General features: G+C 71.9%; 25 protein-coding genes. 9 read left to right on the top strand and 16 right to left on the bottom strand.

The features are described 5' to 3' along the window. Positions 1 to 20: 20 nt before the first annotated feature. The 10 genes from EI982_RS09740 to EI982_RS09695 all read right to left on the bottom strand — a co-directional run bounded on the left by EI982_RS09740 (position 21) and on the right by EI982_RS09695 (position 9468). The gene (locus tag EI982_RS09740) at positions 21 to 1571 is read right to left on the bottom strand and encodes a cobyric acid synthase (RefSeq protein ID WP_157689517.1); all 1551 of its coding nucleotides are present in this window, start codon (positions 1569 to 1571) and stop codon (positions 21 to 23) included. Further along, on the bottom strand, positions 1568 to 3001 hold the full coding sequence (locus EI982_RS09735; protein WP_157689516.1) for a hypothetical protein: 1434 nt from the start codon (positions 2999 to 3001) through the stop codon (positions 1568 to 1570). The genes EI982_RS09740 and EI982_RS09735 overlap by 4 nt, the downstream gene beginning before the upstream one ends. Positions 3002 to 3037: 36 nt before the next feature. After that, on the bottom strand, positions 3038 to 3676 hold the full coding sequence (locus tag EI982_RS09730) for a cob(I)yrinic acid a,c-diamide adenosyltransferase (protein WP_157689515.1): 639 nt from the start codon (positions 3674 to 3676) through the stop codon (positions 3038 to 3040). After that, positions 3673 to 4413, bottom strand: a complete 741-nt coding sequence (locus tag EI982_RS09725) for an adenosylcobinamide amidohydrolase (protein WP_199243785.1) — start codon at positions 4411 to 4413, stop codon at positions 3673 to 3675. Before EI982_RS09725 ends, EI982_RS09730 begins: the two co-directional genes overlap by 4 nt. Positions 4414 to 4587: 174 nt before the next feature. Continuing rightward, on the bottom strand, positions 4588 to 5589 hold the full coding sequence (locus tag EI982_RS09720; RefSeq protein ID WP_157689513.1) for a threonine-phosphate decarboxylase: 1002 nt from the start codon (positions 5587 to 5589) through the stop codon (positions 4588 to 4590). After that, on the bottom strand, positions 5579 to 6583 hold the full coding sequence (locus EI982_RS09715; RefSeq protein WP_157689512.1) for a nicotinate-nucleotide--dimethylbenzimidazole phosphoribosyltransferase: 1005 nt from the start codon (positions 6581 to 6583) through the stop codon (positions 5579 to 5581). Before EI982_RS09715 ends, EI982_RS09720 begins: the two co-directional genes overlap by 11 nt. Then, positions 6580 to 7134: an NTP transferase domain-containing protein gene (locus EI982_RS09710; RefSeq protein ID WP_157691130.1), complete on the bottom strand. Its 555-nt coding sequence runs from the start codon at positions 7132 to 7134 to the stop codon at positions 6580 to 6582. Before EI982_RS09710 ends, EI982_RS09715 begins: the two co-directional genes overlap by 4 nt. Then, on the bottom strand, positions 7134 to 7883 hold the full coding sequence (cobS, locus tag EI982_RS09705) for an adenosylcobinamide-GDP ribazoletransferase (protein WP_199243784.1): 750 nt from the start codon (positions 7881 to 7883) through the stop codon (positions 7134 to 7136). Before cobS ends, EI982_RS09710 begins: the two co-directional genes overlap by 1 nt. Continuing rightward, entirely contained in the window at positions 7877 to 8848 is a 972-nt protein-coding gene (locus tag EI982_RS09700; protein ID WP_157689511.1) for a CobD/CbiB family cobalamin biosynthesis protein, read from the bottom strand. Before EI982_RS09700 ends, cobS begins: the two co-directional genes overlap by 7 nt. After that, positions 8845 to 9468 carry an HAD family hydrolase gene (locus EI982_RS09695; RefSeq protein ID WP_157689510.1) on the bottom strand — a complete coding sequence of 208 codons (624 nt, stop codon included), beginning with the start codon at positions 9466 to 9468 and terminating at the stop codon, positions 8845 to 8847. The genes EI982_RS09700 and EI982_RS09695 overlap by 4 nt, the downstream gene beginning before the upstream one ends. Positions 9469 to 9556: 88 nt before the next feature. Between EI982_RS09695 and EI982_RS09690 the strand changes: the two genes are divergently transcribed. The 4 genes from EI982_RS09690 to ftsZ all read left to right on the top strand — a co-directional run bounded on the left by EI982_RS09690 (position 9557) and on the right by ftsZ (position 12467). Beyond that, the gene (locus tag EI982_RS09690; protein WP_199243783.1) at positions 9557 to 10291 is read left to right on the top strand and encodes a DUF8116 family protein; all 735 of its coding nucleotides are present in this window, start codon (positions 9557 to 9559) and stop codon (positions 10289 to 10291) included. A gap of 58 nt (positions 10292 to 10349) precedes the next feature. Next, positions 10350 to 10901 (top strand): double zinc ribbon domain-containing protein, encoded by a 552-nt coding sequence (locus EI982_RS09685; protein ID WP_157689509.1) that lies wholly within the window; start codon positions 10350 to 10352, stop codon positions 10899 to 10901. A 211-nt stretch (positions 10902 to 11112) separates the two neighbouring features. Further along, a complete protein-coding gene (locus EI982_RS09680; protein ID WP_157689508.1) occupies positions 11113 to 11295 on the top strand; it encodes a transcriptional regulator CdrS in 183 nt (60 codons plus the stop codon). A gap of 2 nt (positions 11296 to 11297) precedes the next feature. After that, on the top strand, positions 11298 to 12467 hold the full coding sequence (gene ftsZ / locus EI982_RS09675) for a cell division protein FtsZ (protein WP_157691124.1): 1170 nt from the start codon (positions 11298 to 11300) through the stop codon (positions 12465 to 12467). A 551-nt stretch (positions 12468 to 13018) separates the two neighbouring features. Here the strand turns inward: ftsZ and ncsA are convergent. Next, on the bottom strand, positions 13019 to 13984 hold the full coding sequence (gene ncsA, locus EI982_RS09670) for a tRNA 2-thiolation protein NcsA (protein WP_157689507.1): 966 nt from the start codon (positions 13982 to 13984) through the stop codon (positions 13019 to 13021). Between the two features lie 82 nt (positions 13985 to 14066). Between ncsA and EI982_RS09665 the strand changes: the two genes are divergently transcribed. Further along, complete coding sequence (locus EI982_RS09665; RefSeq protein ID WP_157689506.1) at positions 14067 to 14747, top strand: DUF7095 family protein; 681 nt, start codon at positions 14067 to 14069, stop codon at positions 14745 to 14747. A 103-nt stretch (positions 14748 to 14850) separates the two neighbouring features. Here the strand turns inward: EI982_RS09665 and EI982_RS09660 are convergent, their stop codons facing one another. From EI982_RS09660 to EI982_RS09650, 3 genes are read right to left on the bottom strand one after another with little or no spacing between them, the layout of a single operon-like run. Further along, complete coding sequence (locus EI982_RS09660) at positions 14851 to 15663, bottom strand: class I SAM-dependent methyltransferase (protein ID WP_157689505.1); 813 nt, start codon at positions 15661 to 15663, stop codon at positions 14851 to 14853. A 29-nt stretch (positions 15664 to 15692) separates the two neighbouring features. Further along, the gene (locus EI982_RS09655) at positions 15693 to 16907 is read right to left on the bottom strand and encodes an endonuclease/exonuclease/phosphatase family protein (RefSeq protein WP_157689504.1); all 1215 of its coding nucleotides are present in this window, start codon (positions 16905 to 16907) and stop codon (positions 15693 to 15695) included. A gap of 41 nt (positions 16908 to 16948) precedes the next feature. Then, on the bottom strand, positions 16949 to 17782 hold the full coding sequence (locus EI982_RS09650) for a deoxyribonuclease IV (protein WP_157689503.1): 834 nt from the start codon (positions 17780 to 17782) through the stop codon (positions 16949 to 16951). A gap of 82 nt (positions 17783 to 17864) precedes the next feature. Here EI982_RS09650 and EI982_RS09645 point away from each other — a divergent pair, with 82 nt between their 5' ends. Then, on the top strand, positions 17865 to 18398 hold the full coding sequence (locus tag EI982_RS09645) for a redoxin domain-containing protein (RefSeq protein ID WP_157689502.1): 534 nt from the start codon (positions 17865 to 17867) through the stop codon (positions 18396 to 18398). Positions 18399 to 18704: 306 nt separating this feature from the next. On the opposite strand, the gene EI982_RS09640 is transcribed toward EI982_RS09645, so the two are convergent. After that, complete coding sequence (locus tag EI982_RS09640; protein WP_157689501.1) at positions 18705 to 19535, bottom strand: lipoate--protein ligase family protein; 831 nt, start codon at positions 19533 to 19535, stop codon at positions 18705 to 18707. A 59-nt stretch (positions 19536 to 19594) separates the two neighbouring features. Beyond that, the gene (locus EI982_RS09635; RefSeq protein WP_157689500.1) at positions 19595 to 20572 is read right to left on the bottom strand and encodes a halo transducer protein; all 978 of its coding nucleotides are present in this window, start codon (positions 20570 to 20572) and stop codon (positions 19595 to 19597) included. Between the two features lie 159 nt (positions 20573 to 20731). Between EI982_RS09635 and EI982_RS09630 the strand changes: the two genes are divergently transcribed. The 3 genes from EI982_RS09630 (at position 20732) to pstA (ending at position 24818) form a co-directional block, all read left to right on the top strand. Further along, positions 20732 to 21988, top strand: a complete 1257-nt coding sequence (locus tag EI982_RS09630; protein WP_157689499.1) for a PstS family phosphate ABC transporter substrate-binding protein — start codon at positions 20732 to 20734, stop codon at positions 21986 to 21988. A gap of 89 nt (positions 21989 to 22077) precedes the next feature. Next, positions 22078 to 23205 (top strand): phosphate ABC transporter permease subunit PstC, encoded by a 1128-nt coding sequence (gene pstC / locus EI982_RS09625; RefSeq protein ID WP_157689498.1) that lies wholly within the window; start codon positions 22078 to 22080, stop codon positions 23203 to 23205. After that, positions 23205 to 24818, top strand: coding sequence for a phosphate ABC transporter permease PstA (pstA, locus tag EI982_RS09620; protein ID WP_157689497.1), 1614 nt, complete (start codon positions 23205 to 23207; stop codon positions 24816 to 24818). Before pstC ends, pstA begins: the two co-directional genes overlap by 1 nt. Positions 24819 to 24820: the final 2 nt, after the last annotated feature.

Below are 24820 nucleotides of genomic sequence, written 5' to 3'. Positions count from 1 at the left end.
GGTTAAACGTTCGGTCGCCGTCAGCGGTCGTCGAGGCCGACGACCCCGAGGTCGACGGGGTCGACCAGCGCCGCCGCCCGGTCGTACGGCGACGGTGCGTCGCCGGCGTCGATCCGCTCGGGGCGCTCCCGGTCCCGCCCGGCGTAGAGGCCGTCGACGAACGCCTCCCGGACCGCCCGGTTCGCGAACAGGCCGTGGAGGTAGGTGCCGAGGACCCGCCCCGCCGTCGCGCCGAGCTCGGCGCCCGTCCGGCCGTCGGGCGCGTCGAAGGGGGTCCCGACCGCCCCCGTCGCTCGCGTCTCGCCCGCGTGGATCTCGTACCCCTCGATCCGCCCCGCGGCGCCGGCGAGCGGCCCCGTCCCGTCGATTTGCCACGTCGCCGGCTCCACCCGCTTGTCCGCGGAGAACCGCGTGACGACGGGCAGGAGCCCGAGTCCCGGCACCGTCTCGCGCTCGCCCGTCCCCTCGATCGCGGCCCCCTCCATCCGCTCGCCGAGGAACTGGTAGCCGCCACAGAGGCCGACCACCGGCCCCGTGACCGCCCGCAAGCGCTCGGCCAGGTTCGCCTCCCGGGCCGCCAGCAGGTCGTCGACCGTGTTCTTCGTCCCCGGCAACACCGCGGCGTCGGCCGGGCGTCCCCCGGCCCCGACCGCCGAGAGGTCGGCGTCGAGCGGCGTGTAGACGACCCGGACGCCCGGCACCGCGGCGAGCGGTTCGAGGTCCGTCGCGTTCGAGAGATGCGGGAGGCGCGGCACGGCGACGGTCGCCGTCCGGCCGGTCTCGACGCCGTCGTCGTCGCCGACGACCCCCCGTTCGTCCCGCGCCGGCAGGGCGAGGCTGTCCTCTTCGGGAAGTCCGGGGTCGTCGTACGGGAGGACCGCGAGGACGGGCACGCCGGTCCGTTCCTCGACCGTCTCGACTCCGTCGGCGAGCAGCGAGCGGTCGCCCCGGAACTTCGTGATCACGACCCCCGCCACCCGTTCCCGGAGGTCCTCGGGCAGGAGGTCGAGGGTGCCGACGATGGCGGCGAAGACGCCGCCGCGCTCGACGTCCGCGACGAGTATCACGTCGGCGTCGGCGATCCGCGCCGTCTCGACGTTCGCCAGGTCGCGGTGGTGGAGGTTGATCTCGGCGATCGATCCCGCACCCTCCGCGATCACCACGTCGGCGTCGGTCGCCAGCCGGTCGTGGGCCGCGACGACCGCCTCGCGGGCCCGGTCCCACCACTCGTCGTAGTAGTCGGTCGCCGGCACGTCGGCGACGGCCTCGCCGTCGATCACCAGCTGTGACTCGCCGTCGCCGCGGGGCTTCAACAGGACCGGGTTGTGGTCGGTCGTCGGCCGTACCCGCGCGGCGCGGGCCTGGACGTACTGCGAGACACCCACCTCGCCGAACCCCTCGCCGTCGGCCCGTGGCACCGCGCGGGCGTTGTTGGACATGTTCTGGGCCTTGAACGGCGCCACGTCGTAGCCGGCGTCGGCCAGGCGCCGACAGAGGCCCGCCGCCACCGTCGACTTGCCGACGTGACTCGCCGTGCCCGCCACGAGGAGCGTCCGGGCGCGGTCGCTCACGCCGACCCCCGCTCCCGGCGGTCGCTCGAACCGTGGTCGTCCAGCGCCTCGGCACCCCTGGGCGTCACCGTGGTGGCGTTGGTCGACTCCGCCCACGCCGGCCGCGTCACCGTCACCGGGCCGGGCGTGATGCGTATCGTCGACTCCACCCGGACCGACGGGTCGTTCGTCGGTGTGTACTCCCGGTGGATCACGCGAACCAGCCCCTCCTCGTCGACGACGGCTCGCCCCGTCATCTCGGTCGCACCCCGCCACGGCTCGCCCGCGATGACGACGGTGACGACGTCGGTCCCGCCGCGCTCGCCGGTGGCGACGACGCGGGAGCTGCCGACGTCGAGGAACCACTGCACGTACCGTCGCGTCCGGTCGACGTACCGGTTCGGCGTCCCCGTGTCGGACACCATCAGCAACCGGAACTCGGCGCTCTCGGGTGTGTCACGACCGTCGATCGGGCGCACGTGCCGCGCCGTCCCGTTGGCGTACGCCGACACGTCCGCGACGTGGATCGTCGCGTGTTCGAGCGTCCCGAGCGTCCGCACCCGCGACCGGTAGTGGTCCGGTTCGGCGACGGCGACCCGCTCGACCGCGACGCCCCGCAACTCGCCGTCCACGTACTCCCGGTGGACGATCCGGAGTCGGTACGACCGATCGGTCAGCGCGGCGGCGTGGGCGTCCGCCAGCGCCGACGCGTTCTGGATGCCGTCGTCGTCGTCGACGCCCGGCGGCGTCGAGCCACTCGTCTCCGGCTGCCGGCCGACGGTCGGGCTCGAGGAGTCGTTCCGGTCGTCGGCGCCCAGGGTCGCTTCCGCGGCCGGGGTCGTCGGCGCCGTCGGGTTCCCGCCGCCGGGGTCGGTGACCCCCACGCCCGCGACGGCCACGATCCCGCCGACGACGACGACGGCCAGCCCCACGACGACCCACCGCGGGACGGCCGATCGCTCGCCGTCGTCGTCCGCCCTCGCGTTCCCCGTCGGGTTTCCGTCGGCGGGCGACCCCTCGCTTCCCGTGCCCGGTTCCCGTGCGGTGACCCCGCTTCGCCCGCCTTCCCGTGGGGACGACGACCCCGTCTCGGTCTCCGGTCGGTCGGCTGTCGGGGATCGATCGGGCTCCGGGTCGGCGGTGTCGTCGTCACCGGGATCGCCCGCGGACGCGGCTATCTCCGTCGGCGTCCGGCCGAAGAAGCGCCGGCACAGCCGGGTCCGCGCGTCCTCGTCGAGGGCGTACCTCACCTGCTCGTGGAGGCGGTCGGCGTCGAGGGTCGTCGGAACCCGCCGCCGCTCGGACGCGTTCGGTGGCGTCACTAGGACGTGCTCGTCGCCCTCGCGCTTGGCGGTCCATCCGCGGGCCTCGTACACCGCCGCGACGAAGGCGGCGCGCTCCGCGGTGTCGAGACCGTCGAGCAGGTCACGGAAGGCCGCGAGCGGGATCATACCGTTCGCTAGGTACAGATCCCCAAAACCGTTCGGCTAGAACTCCGTCCCCTTTCGCGCGCGCTGGCCGGCGTCGATGGGGTGGCGCTCCTTGCGGACCTCGCTCACCAGGTCGACGTGGTCGTCGAGATATGCGGGGCGCTCGTGGCCGCCGGTACAGACCAGTTCCAGGTTCGCCGGCTTCGAGTCGAGCAGGCCGACCACCTCCGCGGGGTCGATCAGCCCCCGGTTGGCCGCGTACAGCACTTCGTCCAGGATCAGCATGTGGATCCCGGCTTCGGGGTCGCCGTCGAGCGCCAGGGGTTCGGTGAGGTCGGCGTCGGCGGCCGACGCCAGCAGGTCGCGAGCGCGCTCGAGGCCGCCCCGGGCCTTCGCGGCGTGGTCGTCGTCGTCGCTCCCGTCGGCGAAGCCGTGCCAGCCGTAGTGGCCCGTGTGCTCGTACGAGAAGCCGTCGATCTGCTCGATGGCCCCGTACTCGCCGCGGACGTCCTCGACGCTCGCCGCGCCGCCTTTCATGAACTGGAGCAGGTGGACGCGGTAGCCGTGGCCCGCAGCGCGCGCGCCCATGCCGATGGCGGCCGTCGTCTTGCCCTTGCCGTCGCCCCACCACGCTTGGACGAGGCCGAACTCCGCCGGCGCACGGGGTTCGACCCCGCGGTGGCTGTCGTCGGTCATTCCTCGCCCCTCGGCGGCCGTCGGCCTTCAATGGTGAGGGTCGACACCGCCGCCCGCTCGTCGGTGCGGACGCCGGACTCGGGCGGCCCGTACTCCCCGTCGGGATACCGGGACGCGAGGCTGGCGTCCACCGCGTCCCGGACGCAGGCGCGGGCCGCCGAACCAACCGGCGTCGCGCTCCCGGAGAAGGCGGCGGCCTCGCCCGTCGGGTCGCAGGCGGCGACGACGGCGTCGGTCGTCGTCCCCGGGACGCCCACCCGTTCGAGCAGCGTCGCCGCCTTCGCCTCCGCGGCGACGGTCAGCAGGTTCGCGAGCGCCCCCGGTGCGAGCGAGCGGGCCGTCCCGACGACGACGTTCACCGTTCCGGGGCCGTCCGGGCCGGCGGTGTCGTCGCCGCCCTCGGGGATCGTCGACCCCGTGTCGCCCCCGACCGGGAGCGCCGCGGGGTTCGACACGCCGGCCGTGGCGACGGCCTCCACGGATCCCAGTCGCGCCCGGCGGGCGTGCCGCTGGGCGACGCCCGTCAGCAACGCCGGCCCGCCCGCACCGTCGAACCCCGCGGCGTCGAGGCGCTCCGCGACGTAGGTAGCGAGGTCTGTCCGCTCCCAGCCCTCTGGGACGGTCACGTTGTACGCCGCGGGCGCGGTCCGCTCGCCGCCGTCGTGGCCGGTCGAGAGCCACCGGGTTCCCGGCCGGGCGAGGCGAGCGACGCCGTCGCGGACGGTAGTCTCGAACACGGTTCGGCTACCTCCGTGACCCGGAAAAGCGCTCCGGCGGGACCGCTTGCTCCCCGAACCGCGATTTGATATCGCCATATATGGTTTATGCATGCCGATCGGTGCCGTCGGCGGATCCGCCGGTTCACCGGGGCGGCCGCTACGAACCGGATTCTCGCGGTTTCGCGGGTCGGCTCACAGGGCGTCGAGGAGGCGGTCGTTCTCGTCCGGGCGCCGGACTGCGACGCGGACGTGGGAGTCGAGGCCGCGGAAGGTGGTGGCGTCGCGAAGGACGATGCCGTCCTCGCGAGCGGCCGCCATCACGCTCTCCACGGATCGGTCGCCGACGTCCAAGAGGAGGAAGGGGGAGTCGGAGGGCCACACCTCGTATGCGGGTTCGAGGGCGTCGATCATGCGCGCCCGTTCGTTGCGTACCCGGTCGCGCGTCTCGGCGACGAACTTCGTCCGGTGGAGGCAGTAGGTCCCGACGTCGGCCGCGGGGGTGGAGAGTCCCCAGGCGGGGCGGGCGGCGTCGAGGCGCTCCCGCAGGTCGCCGGTCGCGACGGCCATGCCGGCCCGGAGGCCGGGCAGGCCGAACATCTTGGTCAGCGACCGTGCGACGACGACGCCGGGTTCGCCCGCGAGCGTCCGGTGGTCGGTGAAATCCAGGAACGCCTCGTCGACGAGCAGGACGGTGTCGGCGGCGCGACACTCCTGGGCGTACGCCCGGAGGTCGGCCCGGGGGTAGGCGTCGCCGGTCGGGTTGTTCGGGTTGCAGACGACGACCATCCGGTAGGGTTCGGGGTCGGTCCGGAGGAGGCGGTCGTGGTCGACGAACGCCGGCTCCGCACCCTGCAGGCGGACCTCGCGTTCGTACTCGCCGAAACTCGGCTTCGGGAGGAGGGCGGCGTCGTCCGGGTCGAGCGTCACTTCGACGGCGAGTCGCAGGGCTTCGCTCCCCCCGGCCGTGGGCACGACCGACAGCGGCTCGCATCCCAGATACTCGCCGGCGGCGGTCCGGAAGGCACAGTAGTCGTCGCTCGGATAGCGGGTCGCCGCCCCGTAGGCCGACTCGTAGACGCCGGCGACGCCGCGTGGCCGCTCGGGGTTGGTGTTGGCGCTGAAATCCAGCAGCGTCGGATCCGACGCTCCGCCGTGGGGGACACGCTCCACGTCGGCGACGGCGTCAGGGTCCATGGCGAGGGCTAATACGCTCCACTACCTCAAGCGTTCCGTCCGCGACGGTATCGAGCGCGCCCGTCCGCTCGGCCAGGAGGAGCGCCCCGCCCATCCCCGCACCCTCCTTGGCCTCGCCGTCGGCGTACCGGGCGAGCGCGTCGTCCCGCCCCCCGAACCCGGGATCGGTGACGACCGTCTCGCAGTCCAGGTCGGCGGCCAGGGAAAGGTCGGCGTCGGCGGCGACGTAGCTCGTCGACGCGAGCGTCAGCGGGTCGGCGACGCCCGCGTGTCGCACCAGCGCCGCCGCCGCGAGCAGCTGCGTCCCGCCCCCGAGGATCACGTCCGTCCCCGACTCCAGGGCGCCGGCGGTCAGCCCGGCGACGACGGCGAGCACCGGATCGCCCACGAAGCGGACGGCGAGTTCCGGCCGGTAGGCCGCCTCGCCGGGTTCCAGGTCGCTCGCCTCGAACGCCGCCTCGATCACCTCCCTTTTCAGCGCCAGCGGGTTCTCGGGCAGCGACGAGGAGACGACGGCGCCGCCCTCCGACGCGGCGTCGACGCCGAGCGCCCGAAGGACGCCGAGTGCGGTCGTGGTCCCGCCGGGGATGGTCTCGCCGACGACGAGTTCGTCGTCGGGGAGGTTCCGACCCAGCTTTCGGGCGGCCACCCACGCCCCCGGCGCGGTCGGGACGGGATCGGCCTCCCGCACGTCGCGACCGGGTTTCGCGCCGACGCCGACCGTCGGCGCCCCGGTCGGTTTCGCGAGGCCCGCGTCGACGACGAGCGTCTCGAAGCCCACGCGCTCGCGGACCGCGCGGGTGACGGCCGCCGGCGTCGGACACCCCGTCGGACTCACGGGGACGACCGGCGCGCGGACCAAGTGGCCGTACTCGATCAGTTCCGCGTCGGCGCTCGGCGTGTGGGCCCGCAGGTCGGCGTCGGCGCCGGCGGCGCTGATCCCATCGATCCGGGCGGTTCCGGTCGTGCCCGCGACGAGGACGAGGCGGGTCACGACAGCGCCTCCGCGACCTGCAGGTCGGCGCGGCGGTTCACGTTCACGGCGAGTCGTGGATCGGCAGCGGCGTATATGTCGTCGTCGGTTCCCGCGACGACGTTGACGCCGGCGGGTGCCAGCCGCCGGTCGCCGTGGTCGAAGGCCGTGTCGACGCTCACCCCCAGCCGCCGTTTCAGGGCGACCGGCACGGCGACCGTCAGCGAGCGGACCCTGTCACCGCCCTCCGCGACGGCGAGGACGCGGTTCACCGCCGATCCGGTCAGAAGCGGGAGGTCGGCGGCGACGGTCAGCACCGGCCGCCCCACCCGGTCGAGCGCGGTGTCGAGGTCCGCGACGTAGCCCTCGCCCGGCGTCTCGACGACGCGGGCGTCGGCCGCCCGCAGGTGGTCGCGGGTCGCGGACGCCAGCGGCGAGACGGCCAGATGGACCCGCTCGACCCGGCTGGTCGCGAGCGCCCCGCGCACGCGGTCGACCATGGGCGTCCCGGCCACCGCGACGAGTGGCTTCTCCGCGTCGCCGCCGAGACGGGTCCCCTCGCCGCCGCACATCACCAGAGCGTCCACGCCACCACCCCCGCGTGGAGCGCCGCGACCCGCCCGAGTTCGTTCGCCGCGCCGAGGGCGTCGCCGGTGACGCCGCCGAGGGTCGCCGTCGCCCACCGGCCGACGAGGAGCGCGGCGGCCGGCCCGGCGAGCAGTGCCGCGACGAGCGCCGGCGTGCTCCCGGGCGGCGCAGCGAGGGCCGCGGGGACGGCGACGGCGACCGTCGGCAGGAGTGCGGCCGCCGAGACGTCGCCGACGACCGCCGACCCGAGGCCTTCGTGGCCGGGCTCTCCCAGCGCCGCGAGCGTCGCCATGCCCGCCTTGGCGCTCACCTCCGCGGCGAGGGCGAGACGAAGGGCGGCCCGTGGGCCGGCGCCCGCGACGCCGAGGCCGCCGAGTCCGAGGGCGACGAGCGTCACCCCCAGCGCGAGCGCGCCGCCGACGCCGGTTTCGGCGTCCTTCAGGGCCGCCCCGCGGTCGGTCGCCGGGCCGTGAGCCGCGGCGGCGTCGCCGCAGTCGGCGAGCCCATCGGCGTGGGTCACCCCGGTGAGCAAGTAGAGCGCGACGAGGTACCCGGCGACGGCGGTGGGGATCGGTATCGGCGCGAGGAAGGGGAGGGCGGCGAGGCCGCCGACCACGTAGCCGGCGACGACGAAGGCCGCGGGGGTGGCGCGGAAGGCGTCCCAGGCGGCCTCGTCGCCGCCGACGGGCAGGCGCGTCAGGAAGGCGAGCGCCCCCCGGATCGCCGTCAGCACGGCGGGAGCACCCCCGGAACCGGCCACGCTCCCGGTCCCGTCGTCGCCCACGCCGCCGATACCGCTACCCCGACCCCGAAGGCCAGCCACCCCGCGCGGGCGACGACGGCGACGCCCCGGTCGGCGTCGGCCCGCGTCGGGAGCGGGTCGTCGCCCCCGGATCCGCCGCCGTCGAGTCGGTACGTCCCGGGTTTCTCCAGGCGCACCCCCAGCAGGACCGCGAGCGTCGCCATCGGCCACCCGGCGTTCGGCGACGCGGGTCGCCGTGCCAGCGGCCGGGCCGCCCGGAGCGCCCCGGGACGACCCCCGGCGACGGCGAGGAGGGCGGCGCTCGCGCGTGCGGGCGCCCACATCACCAGGTCGTCGAGGCGGGCCGGCGCCCAGCCCATGGGGTGAGATCGGTAGCCGAACGTCGAGTCGAGCGTGTTGACGGCCTTGACCCACGCGGCGGCCGCGGCCGCGAGCGGCAGCGAGAGGGGGGCGAGGAGGGCGAACCCGGCGAGCGGCGCGACGAGGCCGTCCGCGAGGTTCTCGGCCGCGCTCTCGACGGCGGCGCTGCGCACCTCGCCGGCCGAGAGGTGGGTCGCGTCCCGTCCCGCGAGCGCCCCCAGGCGCTCCCTGGCGGCGGGGAGGTCGCCCCCGCTCGCGGCGACGACGGCCCGCGCTTCGTCGAGCAACATCCGACGGCTGGTGCAGACGAAACAGACGAGGCCGGCGGCGACCCCGCCGGCGAGCGGGTCGACGCGGGCGGCGAGGGCGACGCCGGCGGCGACGGCCGCGGCGGCGGCGAGGGGGACGGCGAGCGCGACGCCGAGGCCGACGAGTCGGGGATGGGTCCAGTTCCGGTCGAGGGGAGCGAGGCCCCGTCCCAGCCAGGCGACGGGGTGGACGGCGGCCGGCGGCTCCGCGATCAGGCGGTCGAGCCCCGCGGCGAGGGCGACGCTCCCCGCGGCGACGAGGGTCACGGTCCGGCCTCCAGTCGGTCGCCGAGGGCCGCGAGCGGCGTCTCGCCGACGTCGACGAAGGTGCCACCGAGGGTCTCGACTCCGCCGTCGGTCGCCGGGTCGTCGCCGACGTGGACGAGCGAGGCGGGGTCGACGCCGCCGAGTTCGCCCGCGAGCGTCTCGAAGGGGGTCGGGTGGGGCTTGCGGAAACCACAGGCGGCGCTGGTGACGACTGCGTCGAACCGCCCCCGGAGGTCGGCGCGCACGAGCGTCCGGGGGACGAGTTCCGGGACGCTACAGTTCGAACAGAGGCCCACGGGGCCGCGCGTCTCGGCGGCCGCGAGGGCGGCCGCGACCCCGTCGCGTCGGGTCACTGCGGGGTCGAAGGCGGCGACGACGGCGCGTCTGACGACGCCGTCCGACGGGGCGACGCCCCGACTCCGGAGCGCGGCGGCGACGTGGGCGGGGAGGGGAACCTCCGCGGCGTCGGGCGCGTCCAGGTGGGGCGTGCGGTAGGCGTCGCCCCAGTCCTCGGGCACGATGACGCCGCGGTCCCGGAGTTCGGCGGCGACGGCGGCGGCCGGATCGGCCGGCGTCGACGCCGTCACGAGCGTCCCGAAGAGGTCGAAGGAGACTGTCACGGCGTGGTCTCCCGAACGGTCGGCGCGGAGGCACTTGACCCCCGCGGTCGCACGGAAGGGTTAGGTCGCCGGCGCTACGAGTGGGACCGTGACCGTCGCCCGACTGCTCGGCATCGAGACGCCCGCCGACGCCGCCGACTGGTACGCGGCCGGTCGCGCCTACACCCACCGGGTCGCGGCGGGGATGGATTTCGACGACGCCGACGCCGTCGACGGCGACGGGGTGACCGCGGCGCTCCGTACCGACCCGGCGACGCTGTCGAACCGCGAGGCCGAGTCCGTCGTCGGCGTCCTGGTCGGCGACGCCGTCTTCGCCGAGCCGTTCTGCGAGTGGATGCCGACGTGGTACGAACTCGGCCTGTGGCCGGCCGCCAGACTCCTCGAACGTCGGCTTCGAGGGGTCGCCCGCGAGGTCGCCGCGACCGCGGGGCTGACCGTCGCCCTGCCCCGGTTTCCGCGGCCGCGGGACGCCCTCGTCGCGGGCCGGTCGCCGCTCGCGGGCGTCACGGGCCTCCGGGAGCGGTTCGCCCTCGCGGCCGCGGTGACCCACCTCGAGTGGTTCGCCCACGCCGCGGCCGCCGACGGGGTCGCGGTGCCGCGGGACTTCCTCGCCCGGGCGCGGCGGGAGACGCTCGACCACTACGCCGGGTCGCGCGGACCGCTCTCGCCCCGGGTTCGGCGCTTCCAGCGGCTCCTGTTCACCGACGGGGACTGGGTGCGGGCGGTCGACGACGCCTACGGGCTCGACAGTTGGGTGTTCGGCCGCTGGGCGCGGTGGCTGGACGCCGAACGGGACCGGCTCGCCGTCGCGACCGACGACTGACAGACAGACGTCAGACACGTCCAAGGTTTCAAATAACCCGCCGCCGTGTCTGGGAACGATGAGCAAGATCACGTTCCGCGCCGACGACGACCTCGTCGAGCGTCTGGAGGAGTTCGACGCCTCCAAGAGCGAGGTGATGCGCGACGCCCTGCGCACCTACCTCGACGAGGCGGAGCGTGGCCACGGAGCGGGTGGGGACGACGACGCTGCGAGCGATCCCACGATGGCGTTGCTGGAGACGCTGCTCGCCGACGGTGCGTTCGCACCGCGTGACCCGCCGTCGATCAACGTAAACGTCACCGTCGACGGCGTGTCCGCCGATCCGTCGGACGTGTCGGTCGAACGCGAGTCCGAGACGACGGCGCGTAAGACGCAACGGGAGCGCGCGGCCGACGACCCCGACCCGTCGGCGCCGTCGACGGGATCGCGTAAAACGTGTTCCCAGTGTGGCGAGGATATGTCCGCTGGGCACGTCTACTGCCCGAACTGCGGCGAGAAGGGTGCGCACCGCGTCTTCTGTGACTGCGGTGACGAGATCCGTTCGGACTGGGCGTTCTGTCCGAGCTGTGGCCGCCGAACGCCGGCAGCGGACGTGTTGGACCGTGCGTAATCCGATTCTCCCTCCCGTTTACGACCGTCGGACCACTCTGTCTTACAACGGCCGTTAGTTTTATAAGGTATTGGTCTGTTGGTACGTTCGCGTAAGACGGTCGTCTTACAGGCCGGCCGCTCCGGAGGTAGCGGGCCTCCGTCGGGCGGTTCGAGCCTGTAAGACAGTGCGCGGGGTGATGCCCCTTCCGTCTTACCGGGGGAATGCAAACATGGAGCGTGTGACACTACGAATTCCGAAGCAGCAGATCGAGGAGGTCGAACAGATGGTCGAGACGGGAGAGTTCCCGAACCGAAGCGAGGCCATCCGCTCGGCGGTCCGCGAGATGCTCAACGAACAGAGCGAGTCCCGCGACGACAAACGCAACCGCAACCGCAGCTGGGCGAAGGTGTGACGATGCAGAGCTTCGTCCAAGACGCCATCGAACACGAGGAAGCCGAGGACCGCGGCGCCGACGACGACGACGAGTTCGGCAACCCGCGGATCGTCATCGTCGGCGCCGGCGGTGCCGGTAACAACACGGTCAACCGACTGTACAACATCGGCGTCGACGGCGCCGAGACGGTCGCGATCAACACCGACAAACAGCACCTGAAGATGATCGAGGCCGACACGAAGATCCTCGTCGGCAAGTCGCTCACGCAGGGGCTGGGTGCCGGTGGCGACCCCTCGATGGGCGAGCGTGCGACCGAGATGGCCCAAGGGACGATCAAGGAGGTCCTCGACGAGGCGGACCTCGTGTTCGTCACCGCCGGGATGGGCGGCGGGACCGGGACCGGTGCCGCGCCCGTCGTCTCCAAGATCGCCAAGGAACAGGGTGCCATCGTCGTCGGCATGGTGTCGACGCCGTTCAACGTCGAGCGCGCCCGCACGGTCAAAGCCGAGGAGGGACTCGAGAAACTCCGCGGCGAGGCCGACTCGATCATCGTCCTCGACAACAACCGCCTGCTCGATTACGTCCCGAACCTGCCCATCGGCAAAGCGTTCTCGGTGATGGACCAGATCATCGCCGAGACGGTCAAGGGTATCAGCGAGACCATCACCCAGCCCTCGCTCATCAACCTGGACTACGCGGACATGTCCACGATCATGAACCAGGGCGGCGTCGCGGTGATGCTCGTCGGCGAGACCCAGGACAAGAACAAGACCCAGGAGGTCGTCAGCGACGCGATGAACCACCCGCTGTTGGACGTGGACTACCGCGGCGCGTCCGGCGGGCTCGTCCACATCACCGGTGGACCGGACCTCACGCTGAAGGAGGCCGAAGGTATCGCGAACAATATCACCGAGCGACTGGAGGCGAGCGCCAACGTCATCTGGGGCGCGCGCATCCAGGAGGAGTACAAGGGCAAGGTACGGGTCATGGCCATCATGACCGGCGTCCAGAGCGCCCAGGTGCTCGGTCCGTCGACCCAGCGGCAGGCGGAGAAGTCCCGCCGGAGTCTCAACGGCGAGGACGTTTCGGAATTCGACGCGAGCGAGAACGTCGGCCAGGAGCAAGGATCCTGGTCGGACGGCGGTCGCGATCAGGTCGACCAGCGTAACGGCGTCGACGTGATCCGGTAGCGACCGCGAAGCTCCGTTCGTCTTCGACGCGACCAGCGACCGCGTCTTACAGTTGTTCGAGGCGAAAGCCCACGGCTTTAGCCGTGGGATGAAGCCGACACGGTGGGGGGACAATCCACGGCCCACCAGCCAGCCGGGAGTTGTGTCCCGAATCGTTAAGTTTGGCCCTCCCGTACTGTGTTGTGACGGCGTTCCCCGGTTGTGGCACGGGGTCTTCGACCCCAACGGACGCTTCGCGTCCACAGCCCGCCGGGTAAGAAAGCCGAACCCAGTCCACGGCGTAACACGCGAGGTGACGCGACCCGTGGTACCCAGTTGGCTGAATACCCGACCGTGGAGGCCCGAACCGGTATTCGGGCCGTCGAAGCGCCCGGCGCGTCCGGGTGGGAAGGCCCGTTTGGCCGGGCTGTACGCGCTGGAAAGCACGTTCGGGGTCGTAACCGAACGGCCACCGTCGAACGCCCCACGCGAAAGCGTACTTGAGGGCCGAGGAAACGCGCAACCTTGAACTCCCCTTCGGGGAATCCCACGGCTTCAGCCGTGGGAGGAGGTCAAACCGCTTCGATCGATTCGACCAGCCGGCACTTCCGACAGATTCTGCCGCCCGTACTCGATCCACAGCGGTCGCACTCGCCGAGGTCGGCCCCGTCGTCCTCGCGGTACCGTTCGGCGGCCAACTCGGCGAGTTCCTCGTAGCCCGCCATGATCGAGTGTCGCGTCCCGGGGTGGTCCTCCTCCATACCGAGCAACAGCTCCTGGATCTCGCCCCGATAGGCCTCGCTCGCGTGCGGACACTCCGTGATGTGGGCGGGGAGGTCCGCCAGGTGGGCGTACAGCGCCACCTCCTTCTCGGGCACGTCGCGCAGGGGCTTGGCCCGGGGGACGAAGTGTGCCGTCTCGGCCCGCCGGTCGAACGGCCCGAGGCTCGCGTCGAAATGTTTGGCCATCTGTTTCAGATCCCCCTCGAAGAAGTTCATCAGCGCCGTCTGGGCCTCGTCGTCGAGATTGTGGCCCGTCAGCAGTTTGTCGGCATCGAGTTCGTCGGCGTACGACTCCAGGAGGTCGCGGCGGAACACGCCGCAGTACGCGCAGGCGGCCATGTCCTCGGGGTCCTTCTCGACCACGTCGTCCATGCGGACGCCGAGTTCGTCGGCGTACGACACCACCTCGTGACTGAGGTCGAGCTCCGCCGTCAGCGCCCGGGAGGCGTCGAGGCTCTCGTCGCGATACCCCTCGATCCCCTCGTGGATCGAGAGGGCGACGAGTTCGACGCGAGGGTCGCGGCCGAACGTCTCGGCCAGGAGGTGCGTCAGGACGACGCTGTCCTTGCCGCCGGAGAGGCCGATCACCCACGTCTCCGGATCCTCGGGCGAGGCGTCCGCCGGGAGGAGGCCGTCCTCACGGACCCGACGGCGCACCCGCTTCTCGACCGAGGCGCGAAAGTGGTCGTCACAGAGGTGGGCCCCCGAGTAGGCCGCGTGCATCACCGCCTCGCGGCCGCACCTGTCACAGTCCATCGCCGCCACGTTGCCGGCCGGCCCGTATCACGGTTTCGTCTCCGCCAGAACGGTTTTGGCCGGGCGGCCGCAAACGGGGACGATGGACCGAGACGCGGCGCTCGATCGGGTGGCCGAAATCGTCGACTGCGTGGACCAGGCTGCGGCCGACGGACCGACCGACGGCGACGATCCCGCGCTCCTCCCGGTGCCCGTCCGCGAGGTGTGGGTGTACGGCGACGTCGCCCTCGGCCTCGACCCCCTCGACCGCCTCGACGTGTACGTCACCAAGGACCTCCTCATGCGCGGCGACGCCGACCGCGCGGCCGACTTCGAGGAACGGTTCGGCGTCGCCGGCGTCGGCAAGACCGTCGACGCCGATTGGGCCGCGGCGTATCCGGAGCACCTCCGGGCGAACGACGGCGGGCACGCGGCACCCGAGCGCTGTCTCGCCGCCCAGCTCGTCGACGACGACGAACCCATCCACCTGGAGGTGTGCAACGCCTCCTTCACCGACAACGTCACCCAGCGGCTGAAGGGGGCGATGGCCCGGGAGGCCTACGGCGAGATCCTCGATCCGCGGGGGGTCTGTCTGTGGGCCGACGGCCGCCGCGACGACGACGCGATGGCGAAACTCCGCGGCGGGGAACTCGCCTTCCCGACGCTCCCGGGGGCCCTGGAGATGCTCGGGCTGGACGAGTCCACCGCCACCGAGGCCGCCGACGCGATGCGCGCCCGCCGCGCCGAGCGGACGGGACGGACCGTCCGCGGCGACGTGGTGTGAGCGAACGGGTGACGCCGGCGGCTCCACGCGGGACGGCGGCGTCACGCGACCGCGACCCGCCCCGCGGCGACGGTCAGGGCACGGGGGTGCTGGCCACCCCCTCCTATTTGAACTCTCGCGCCGCCGGCGCCCGTCCGACGGTCACGTCGAAGGGTACCACCTCGGCTCGACGGTAGGTACCCGCCTGCATCGCCTCGACTACCTCCCGTCCCATCGTCCGCCACGCCGACCGGAGGTCGTCGTACTCGTCGCCGACCGCCCGCCGGAGTTCCGTCTCGTGGTCGGCCAGCCCCGCCCCCGTCGCCTTCCGCGTCGCGTCCCGCAGGTCGCCCTCGTCGTACGGCGGTTCGATCACCTTCCGGTGGTAATGTCTCCGGGTGGTCACGTCGACGAGGCCCGCGGCCTCGAAGGCGTCGACCGCCCGCTCGCCGAGCGCGACGTCCGTGCCGACCCCCGCGAGGTACGCCTCCCGGACCCGGCGTTCGAGTTCGACCTCGCGGTCCACCGTCGACTCGACCGCCACGTCGGCGTTGTCGGGTTCGACGGCGGCCACGTGGTCGGTCGCGACGCGGCGGAACTCCCGGAGCGTCGCGGCCGGATCGGGTAGGTTCACGAGCAGCGCCTGACACGTCACGAGGTCGAACGCCCCGTCGGCGACCGGCAGGCGTTCGGCGTCGCCGGCGACGACCGGGCACTCGGTCTCCGCGCGGGCGACGGCCAGGAGTTCGGGGTCGGCGTCGAGGCCAACCACCTCGCCGCCGGACTCCTCGGCGAGCACCCGCGTGAGTTCGCCCGTCCCGCAGCCGACATCGAGGATCCGTTCCCGGTCGGACAGGGCGAGTGCGTCCAGCGCCTCCCGCGAGGACCACAGCCCCGCCCGCGTCCGCCGGAGGTAGTCGGCCGAGAATCTGCGCACGCCGGCCCTACCTCCTCGGTCCCCAAAAGTCAGTCGTCATCGCGGGCGGCGAGCGCCCCGCCGAGGAGGGCGGCGAGCGCCGCCGGCACGCCGAACCCCGGCGCGGTGCCCGCCGTCGGCGTGGCCGTCGCCGTCGGCGTTTCGGTTGGGGTGGGTGTGGCCGTCGCCGTTCCGGTGGTCGTCGTGGTCGCCTCGCTACCCGGGACCAGCGTCGCCACCACCCCAGCGTGGTCGGACGGCCAGAGCCGGTCGCCGTCGGCGGAGACGCGGGCGGTCGGATCGGCGCCCACGCGGCGCACGTCGCTCGCCCGCAGTCCGCCCCGGACGAGCACGTGATCGATCCGCGAGTCGAGCGACGGCTCGGCGTTCCGGAGGTCGGCCGCGTGACAGCAGGTCGCGCCCGCGTCGCCGACGTCGTCGAACGATTCCACGAGGCGGTCGTACGCCGTCGTCGACGCCCCGGGGCCGCTGTTGATGTCGCCGACGAGGACCGCGGGATCCGATCGGTCGGCGAGGGTGTCGAGCGTCTCCGTCGCCTGTGCCGCCCGCGTCTCGGCCGACGCCGATTCGAGGTGCGTGGTACAGACCGTCAGCCGGTGGCCGTCGACCGTCGCGTCGGCGACGGCGTAGCCGCGTTCGATCGTCACCTCCCGGTCCGAGCGCGACAGCGAGAGCGCGGCGTCGAAGGTGTCCGCCGTCGCGCCGTTCGTCTCGACCGACTCCCGCGCGAGCAACAGGTCGCGGTCGGTCAGCCGCACCGTCCGCTCTTCGCCGTCCACCGTCGCCGGCACCGTGAGGTCGGCCCCGGCCGTCGCCGCGACGACCCGGTAGGGTTGCCCGCGGGCCGCGAGCCGCGAGAGGAGCGTCTCCCGGAAGTCGTAGCGTACGTCGGTCGCGTCGCCGCCCGGCGGTCCCGTCCGGACCAGCGCCGCCTCCTGTATCCCGACCAGCGCCGGTTCGGCCCGGGCGAGTTCCGCGGCGACCGCGTCCAGTCGCGCCGCGACCTGGCTGCGGTCGACCGCCGCGAGGAGTTCGCCCGCCGTCTCGCGGACCGCGTCCGGCCCTTCCGCGGCGGCCCCGAGGAGTCGAAAGAGGTCGGCGCCCAGATAGCAGTTGCGCGTGGCGACGGTCACGCCGTCCGTGGTGGCGGCCCGCCCCGTTCCGGCGCCCGTTCCGAGTCCGACCGCGACGCCGGCGGCGCCGACGCCGGCCCGGAGCGCCGTCCGTCGAGAAACGTCGTCCATTCGTCGCGTCGTAGGGACGGTCCGCCCAAAAGCGGTCCGGCCTACGCCCCGTTCCGGAGGTCGCGCACCCGCTCGATGTTCCACGCGAAGCCTTTGCCGTCCTCGGTGGGCGTCTCCAGCACGAACGGCAGGTCGGTCAGATCGGGGTGGGTGACGATCCGGCGCATGCCGTCGACGCCGATCAGCCCCTCGCCGACGTGGGCGTGTTCGTCCTTGTTCGTCCCGCAGGCGTGTTTGGAGTCGTTGAGGTGGAGACAGTGGAGGTGTTCGAGGCCGACCACGTCGTCGAACTCGTCGACGACGTCGTCGACGCCCGCGGGCGTCGAGAGGTCGTACCCCGCGGCGAAGGCGTGAGCCGTGTCCAGACAGACCCCTAGGTCGTGGCGGCTCTCCGCCAGCACCGTCGCGAGGTGTTCGAACTCGCCGCCGAGTTTCGTCCCGCTGCCCGCGTCGCTCTCCACGAGGACGGTCACGTCCCCGGGCACGTCGAGTTCGTCGAGGGCGCTCACGGCGTTGTCGAGGCCGCCGTCGACGCCCGCACCCGTGTGAGCGCCCAGGTGGACGTTCACGTACTCGATGCCCAGTTTCGACGCGGCGTCGACCTCGGCCTGCATACTGTCGATGGACTTCTCGCGCAGGTCCGCTTTGGGGGTACAGAGGTTGACGAGGTACGAGGAGTGGATCACCCAGGGGCCGTCGAGGTGCTGGGCGGTCCCCTCGCGGAAGGCCGCCGCCTCGTCGTCGCCGACGTTCGGGTCCTGCCAGACCTGCGGCGAGTGGGTGAAGATCTGTCCGCAGTTGCCGTCGACTTCGCGCTGGTTGTCGACCGCGTTGTCGACACCGCCGGCGATGGATACGTGTGCTCCGACTCGCATACCGGAGCGAGGACACCGGCGCGCAAAGGCGCTTCGAATCGGTAGGCGAACGGTTTTGTCACCCCCGCCCGAACGCGGCCCTATGGCACGGGAAGAGCCGGTCGCAGTGGGGGAGACGGCCCCGGACGTCGGCGCGATGCTCGTCCGTCCGGACGGGACCGTCGAGGAGACGACGCTGGGGGCGCTCACCGACGACCGTCCGGTGTTGCTCAGCTTCTACACCGTCGACTTCAGCCCCGACTGCATCGACGAGTGGTGTTCGTTCCGCGATTTCGACTGGTTCTCCAGCGGCGAACACGTCCAGGTGGTCGGCGCCAGCAAGTCGAGCGCCGGCCTCCACCGGCGCTTCATCGACTACCTCGGGCTGAACTTCCCGCTCTTTGCCGACACCGACCTCGAACTGTCCGACGCCTTCGGGGTCACCTACCGCGCCCTCGGGATCACCCGTCGGTCGCGACGCTCCTGTTTCCTCCTCGATTCCGACCTGCGGGTGCGGTATCGGTGGCTGAGCGATCACTGGCTCGATCCGACCCGCGACAAACCGCCCGTCGACGCGATCCACGACGCCGTCACCGAGGAACTCGACGTCTCCGGCCCCGAGACGTTCGGGTTCTGAGGATCCCTACCGCTGACCCGGCCGCCGCCTCGTCCACGTCTCGGCGCCTCCGGCCCCGAGACGTTCGGGTTCTGCGGGTCCCTACCGCTGACCCGGCCGCCGCCTCGTCCACGTCTCGGCGCCTCCGGCCCCGAGACGTTCGGGTTCTGCGGGTCCCTACCGCTGACCCGGCCGCCGCCTCGTCCACGTCTCGGCGCCTCCGGCCCCGAGACGTTCGGGTTCTGCGGGTCCCTACCGCTGACCCGGCCGCCGCCTCGTCCACGTCTCGGCGCCTCCGGCCCCGAGACGTTCGGGTTCTGCGGGTCCCTACCGCTGACCCGGCCGCCGCCTCGTCCACGTCTCGGCGCCGTATTTCTCCGCCGCCAGTTCGCGGCCCCGCGACAGTTCCGCGTCCGTCCATGCGCCCGTCTCGGCGTCCGCCCACTCCCGGAGCGACGACTCGACGGCCGCCACCGCCGTCGCCCGGTCGACGTCGGCGTGGTCCGCGATGCCGGTCACGCGCTCGCGGAACGTCTCGGCGTCGGCGCCCGGGTCCGCGAAGACCGAGAGGTGTCGCTCCGGGGACACCGCGTAGGTGAGCGATCCGTGCTGGACGACGGCATCGGCCCGGCGGTGCTGGGCGTTGCCGCTCACCTTCCGGGGGCCGTCCGCCCCCGGCACGACCACGTCGTGAGCGGGGTGGAGTTCCCGCAGGTAGCAGGCGGGCTCGTGGACCGCCGGCCGTCCGGTCTCCGCGAACCGCGCGGGGACGCCGAGGCGGTCGAAGGCGTCGAGGATCGGCGTACAGAGGCGACGGTAGGATTCGACCAGGTCCCCGGGGAGTTCCCCGTCGGGCGCGACGATGGTGTAGGAGATGTCGCCGTGGGCGTCGTGGTAGATGCCGCCGCCGCCCGTGGGACGGCGGGTGACGCCGATCCCCTCGCGCTCGCAGTGGGCCCAGTCGACGGTGTCGGGGTCCTGGTGGTAGCCGAGCGAGAGCGTCCCCGGCTCCCACCGGTAGACCCGGAGAGTCCGGGGACCGCCCGCTGCGGCCGTCTCGGCTGCCACCTCGTCGAGTGCCATGTTCATCGGGCCCGACCACGCCTCCTCGCGGATCAGGCGCCACTCGCGGTCGGCGAGGGCGTCGCTCGCGTCCATACCCCGCCGTTCGTGGCGGGGCCCAAAGGTTCCGTGGTCGGTGTCGTCGTCGAACCGGATCAGGCCGACGCCGCGTCCGCCGTCTCCGGGCGGTACTCGCCGAGGAGCGACTCGACCGCCCGCCAGTCGACCGGCGGAGCGTGGTCGTCGAGCGCGGCCTCGAAGTCGGTCATCCGGTCGCCGTAGCGGTCCCGCCACCCGGCCGATCCCTCGTCGGAGCGGTCGTCGATCGACCGCCATCGGTCCTCGAGGTTCGTGAGACGACCGTCGAGGGCGGCGAGGCCCTCGGCGTCGACGGCGCCGTGGGCGTCGTCCGGACCGGGGTCGGGCCAGTCCCGGAGGTCGTCGACTTCCGCACGGAGGTCGTCGAGCAGGAGTCGGGACACCCGGTGTCTGAGGGCGGCGTCGAACCGGACGGTCGCGGGTTCGACGTCCGCATCCACGTCCCCGGCCGTGAGCGCGTCGAGGGTCCTCGCCACGGCGTCGACGACGTCCGCCACCGCGTCGACGTCGTCGTCGAGGGCGTCCAGCCGACGGTCGGGGTTCCGGACCCACGCCTCGAACTCCTCGGCGTCGACGCCGAGTTCGTCGGCGGTGTGCTGGGCGGAATTGGCCGCTGCGTGGAGCCGACGGGTCTCGACGGCCGTCTCGTAGATGGCGCCGGATTCGTTCGCGAGGTCGACGACCGACTGCAGTCGGTCGCCGAGGTCGTCGACGCGGGACGTGACCGCCGCGTGCCGCCGCTCGAAGTCGTCGAGACGCTCGGCCACGCTGTCGAGGTGATCGACCGCGGCGGCGGCCTCGCGGGCGTCGTCGATCAGCATTCCGGCGTTCTCCACGCGGGTTTCGGGGGTGGATACCACCTTCGAGACGTGAGCGAGCGCGTCGTCGACCGCTTCGCGACGAACCGTTCCCTCCTCGGTCACCCGTTTCAGCGCCGTCCGAACCGCGTCGGGGTCGTCGCCGGTCCTGGCGACGACGTCGTCCACGGCCGCGTCCAGCGACAGCCCGTCGAGCGAGTCGTCGTGATCGGTCACAGGTCACGTTTTCGCCGAGGCGTCGTTATAATCTTCAGTATTAGCACCTCAGAGGACTATTTTTGCATATATAGCCGAGTGATTGGTATACTGTATCATGGGGGTGGCATCTACCCCTCATATAAACGATCTTTACCGGAACTCCGGGAAATTCAGGTGATGTCTGACAACAGCGGAGATCAGCGTGATCGCTTTTCGCGACGGACGTTCATCGCGACGACTGGCGTCGTCGGCATGGCTGGGCTGGCCGGCTGTGGCGGGCAGTCCGGTGGCGGCGAGGGCGGCGACGGCGACGACGGCGGCGAGTCCGACCCCGCTCCCACCGCTACCGAAACCGAGTCGGGCATGTCCGGCGAGAGTGCGGGGACGGAGTCGAGCGGCGAGGGCCCGAACACCTCGTTGCTCAACGCCGAGGGATCGTCGACCGTCTACCCGATTTCGAACACGGGTAGTTCCTACTGGAACTCCAACGCGCCGCCGAGCGACGGCGAGTACTGGGGGTCGAACTCGGAGAGTACCGTGCCCGGCTGGAGCCAGCTCGGCGAGCCGGACATGCTCCTCGCGGACTACTTCGCCTCGAAGTTCGGCTTCGAGCCGACTGAGCAGCGCTCCAGCCCGCCGTTCCAGACGACGATCGGTCTGAGCCACTCGGGGACCGGCTGTGAGGCCGTCACGGAGGGTCTGGTCGACATCGGCAACTCCTCGGGGCCGATCACGGCGGAACTCGACTGGAGCGAGGAGCAGGCCCAGAACACGGTCGTCGACAACGTCGTCGGTCGCGACGGCCAGCCGGTCGTCGTCAGTTCGGACGTCGTCGACGCCGGCGTCACCCAACTGACCGGCGAGCAGGTCCGCGGCATCTACCAGGACGAGATCACCAACTGGAGCGAGATCGAAGGGATCGACTACGACCAGGAGATCTACGCCATCGGCCGCGCCGAGGGCTCCGGGACGGACACCTCGTTCCGCCTGAACATGCTCGGCAGCGCCGACGCCTCGATGTCGGGCGTCGACACGCGCTTCGGGCAGAACCAGCAGGTCGCGCAGGCCGTCTCCCAGAACGAGGGCGCCATCGCGTACATGGCGCTGGCGTTCACCAGCGAGACGGTTACCCCCATCGCCATCAATTTCGACGGCACGCTCTACGAGCCGGACCGCGACGCCGAGAACACCATCTTCGACAGCGAGTACCCGCTCAACCGCGACCTGCACATGTACACGCTGATCGAGGACTCCAACCCGGACGGTGGCGGGTACGACGCCCGCGAGGCCGCCTTCATCAACATGTTCCTCAACGAGTTCGGGCAGACCGTCTTCGTCGAGGGGAACAACTACATCCCGCTGCCGACGAGCGACCTGCGAGCCATGAAAGAGCAGGTTTCGCCCCTCGCCACCGAAGACCTCATCATGCCCTAATCCGGCGGACCGTCCGGAGCGGCTCGCCGTCGGCGACCACCGAACGTCCGTTTCTATGACACCTTCGGAAACACTCCCACGCACGAACCATGGCATCGGCAACACGTAGCGAGCGACTGAACGCGGCCGCCGGACGGCAGGTCCAGCGGGTTCGTGATTTCGCCGACGACACCGAACCCGCGGCGCTGGTCGTCGTCACGATCATCGCCCTCTCCCTGCTGACGGCGTTCGTCGGGTTCCTCGCGGTTTCGGACCTGACGATCCTGCCGTTCGTCGTGTTCGTCGTGGCGGCGGGGTACGGCTGGATGCGACACCAAGAGGAGACGGCGCTGGTGTTGACGCTGACGATGACCGTCTCGACGCTGTTGATCCTCGGGCTGATCATCGTGTTCATCTTCCGGGAGTCGCTTCCGGTCCTCCAGTACGAGAGCGCGACCGTGTTCGGCGTGAGCGTGCCGGGACTTCGGATGTTCATCCAGCCCAACTGGGACGCGGTGTCGCCGCCGATCCGGTACTCGATGGTGCCGATGATCCACGGGACGGTGATGGTGACCGTCGTCGCGACGGCGGTCGCCGGGCCGCTGGGCGTCGCCGCCGCGCTCTTTCTCTCGGAGATCGCACCCGACGTCGTCCGGGAGTTCGTCAAGCCGGGCGTCGAAATCCTCGCTGGCATCCCCTCCATCGTCTACGGCTTCATCGGCTTCACGATCCTCAGCCCGTGGGCGTCGGATCAGTTCCGAACCACCGGACAGGGGAGTTACCTCTTCGTCGGCATCGTCGTCGGGCTGATGGCGCTCCCGACGGTCGTCTCCGTCGCCGAGGACGCCCTCAGTAGCGTCCCCGAGTCGATGAAGAGCGGATCGCTCGCCGTCGGAACGACCGACTGGCAGACCATGACCTCGATCACCCTCCCCGCGGCGTTCTCGGGCGTCTCCGCCGCGGTCCTCCTCGGCGTCGGACGTGCCATCGGCGAGACGATGGCCGCGACGGTCATGCTCCGTGGCGTCCCGCGGCTCACCGAACCGCTCGTGAACGTCTTCTACGGCCAGGAGACGCTCACGTCGCTCATCGCCCGCAACTACGGCGAGGCGGACGGGCTCCAGATGGACGCCCTGTTCGTCGCCGGCGTGATCCTCTTCGTCACGGTGCTCGTCATCTCCATCGGCGCACAGTACATCGAGTGGCGGATGCGCAGCAAGCTGGGAGGTGAAGCCTGATGGCGGGTGCGACCCGGTCGCGGCTGGTCGAGGGCGACACGTCGGCGACCGACGCGGTCGCCGGCGCGACGGTCGGCCTCTCGGCGGTCCTGTTCGCGCTCGCGGTGGCGGCGATGTTCGAGTGGGTGAGTCTCACCGGGACGGTCGCCGGCGTGTCGACGGTGACGCTACTCGGCGGGCTGTTGGTCGGTCTCGGCGTCGCCGTGTCCACCTTCGGCCTCGGCTCGTGGTTCGGCTACGTCGAGACCGAACCGGACGCGAGCGCCGGCCTGATCGCGAGCGTCGGCGCGGCGGTGCCGTGGTTCGTCGTCGGGGGCGGCGTCGTCTCCCAGACCCTCGGGTTCGGTACCGTCGGCGGCGTCGTCGGAGCCGTCATCGCCGGCGGCCTGGGCTTCGTCGGAACCGCCGTCCCCCGTGAGGACGTGGGCTCGACGGTGCCCCTCGGCGCCCTGCTCGCGTTCGTCGGCGCCGTCTTCCTCACCGGGACGATCGGGCCGGCGTGGCTGTGGGACCTCGGCTGGGAGCAGCAGGCCTCGATCACGGCCGAGTTCCTCGTCCCGGTTGCGACGCTGTTTTGCGCCCTCTACGGCGGCTGGGCCGCGGCCAAGGCCTACGGCCGGTTCGGTGCACGCGGCCGACACATGGGCGCGTACGTCCTCGTCTACCTCAACGCGCTGTCCATCGTCGCCTTCCTCTTTATCCTCATCGCCTTCGTCGTCGTCCAGGGACTCCCCGGCCTGCTCACCGGCGTCCGGGTCGGTGCCGGCGTCGGCCCGCAGGTGTTCGGGTCGTTCGAGCTGCCGGTGTACGTCCCGTTCGTGATGAACGGCGTCGCGCTCCTGAACGACTTCCAGGGCGTCCTCCCGGCGATCGTGGGGACGGTCTGGCTGGTCGTCGGCGCGGTGCTGTTTGCGGTGCCGCTGGGCGTCGGCGCGGCGGTCTTTCTCACCGAGTACGCCGAACGCGGCCGGTTCACTCAGGCCGTCGAGGTGTCGACCAACGGCCTCTGGAGCACGCCGAGCATCGTCTTCGGGCTGTTCGGGTTCGCCTTTCTCGTGCCGCGCTTCGGCAACCGGAAGTCGCTGCTGGCCGGGATGCTCACGCTCGGGTTCATGCTCCTCCCGCTGGTGCTCATCACGAGCCGGGAGGCGATGCTCTCGGTCCCCGACGAGTACCGCGACGCGAGCGCGGCGCTCGGCGTCCCGAAGTGGCAGACGATCCGTAGCGTCGTCCTCCCGGCCGCGTTACCGGGCGTCGTCACGGGGGTCATCCTCGGCGTCGGCCGGATCGCGGGCGAGACGGCGCCGATCCTGCTGACGATGGCAGGCGGGACGTTCGTCCCCGGGGGACAGACGGTCGACGTCATCGGCGGCTTCGAGTTCACCGGCTCGCCGCCCTTCGTCGCCAATCCCGAACTCCTGCAGGCGACCTCGGCGCTCCCCTACCAGCTGTACGCCCTCATCACCGCGGGCGTCGGCCTGGGGAGTAACGTCTCCGATCCCGGCGGCTTCCGCTGGGCGACGGCGCTCGTCCTGCTCGTCGTCGTCCTCTCCTTCTACGCGATCGGCATCGGCGCGCGCTACTACTTCCGACAGCGACTCAGCCACGAATAACG

Source organism: Haloplanus salinarum (assembly GCF_009762275.1).
Lineage (GTDB): Archaea > Halobacteriota > Halobacteria > Halobacteriales > Haloferacaceae > Haloplanus > Haloplanus salinarum.
The sequence above is the reverse complement of the archived record's forward strand: the minus strand, read 5'-3'. Positions and strand labels throughout refer to the sequence as shown.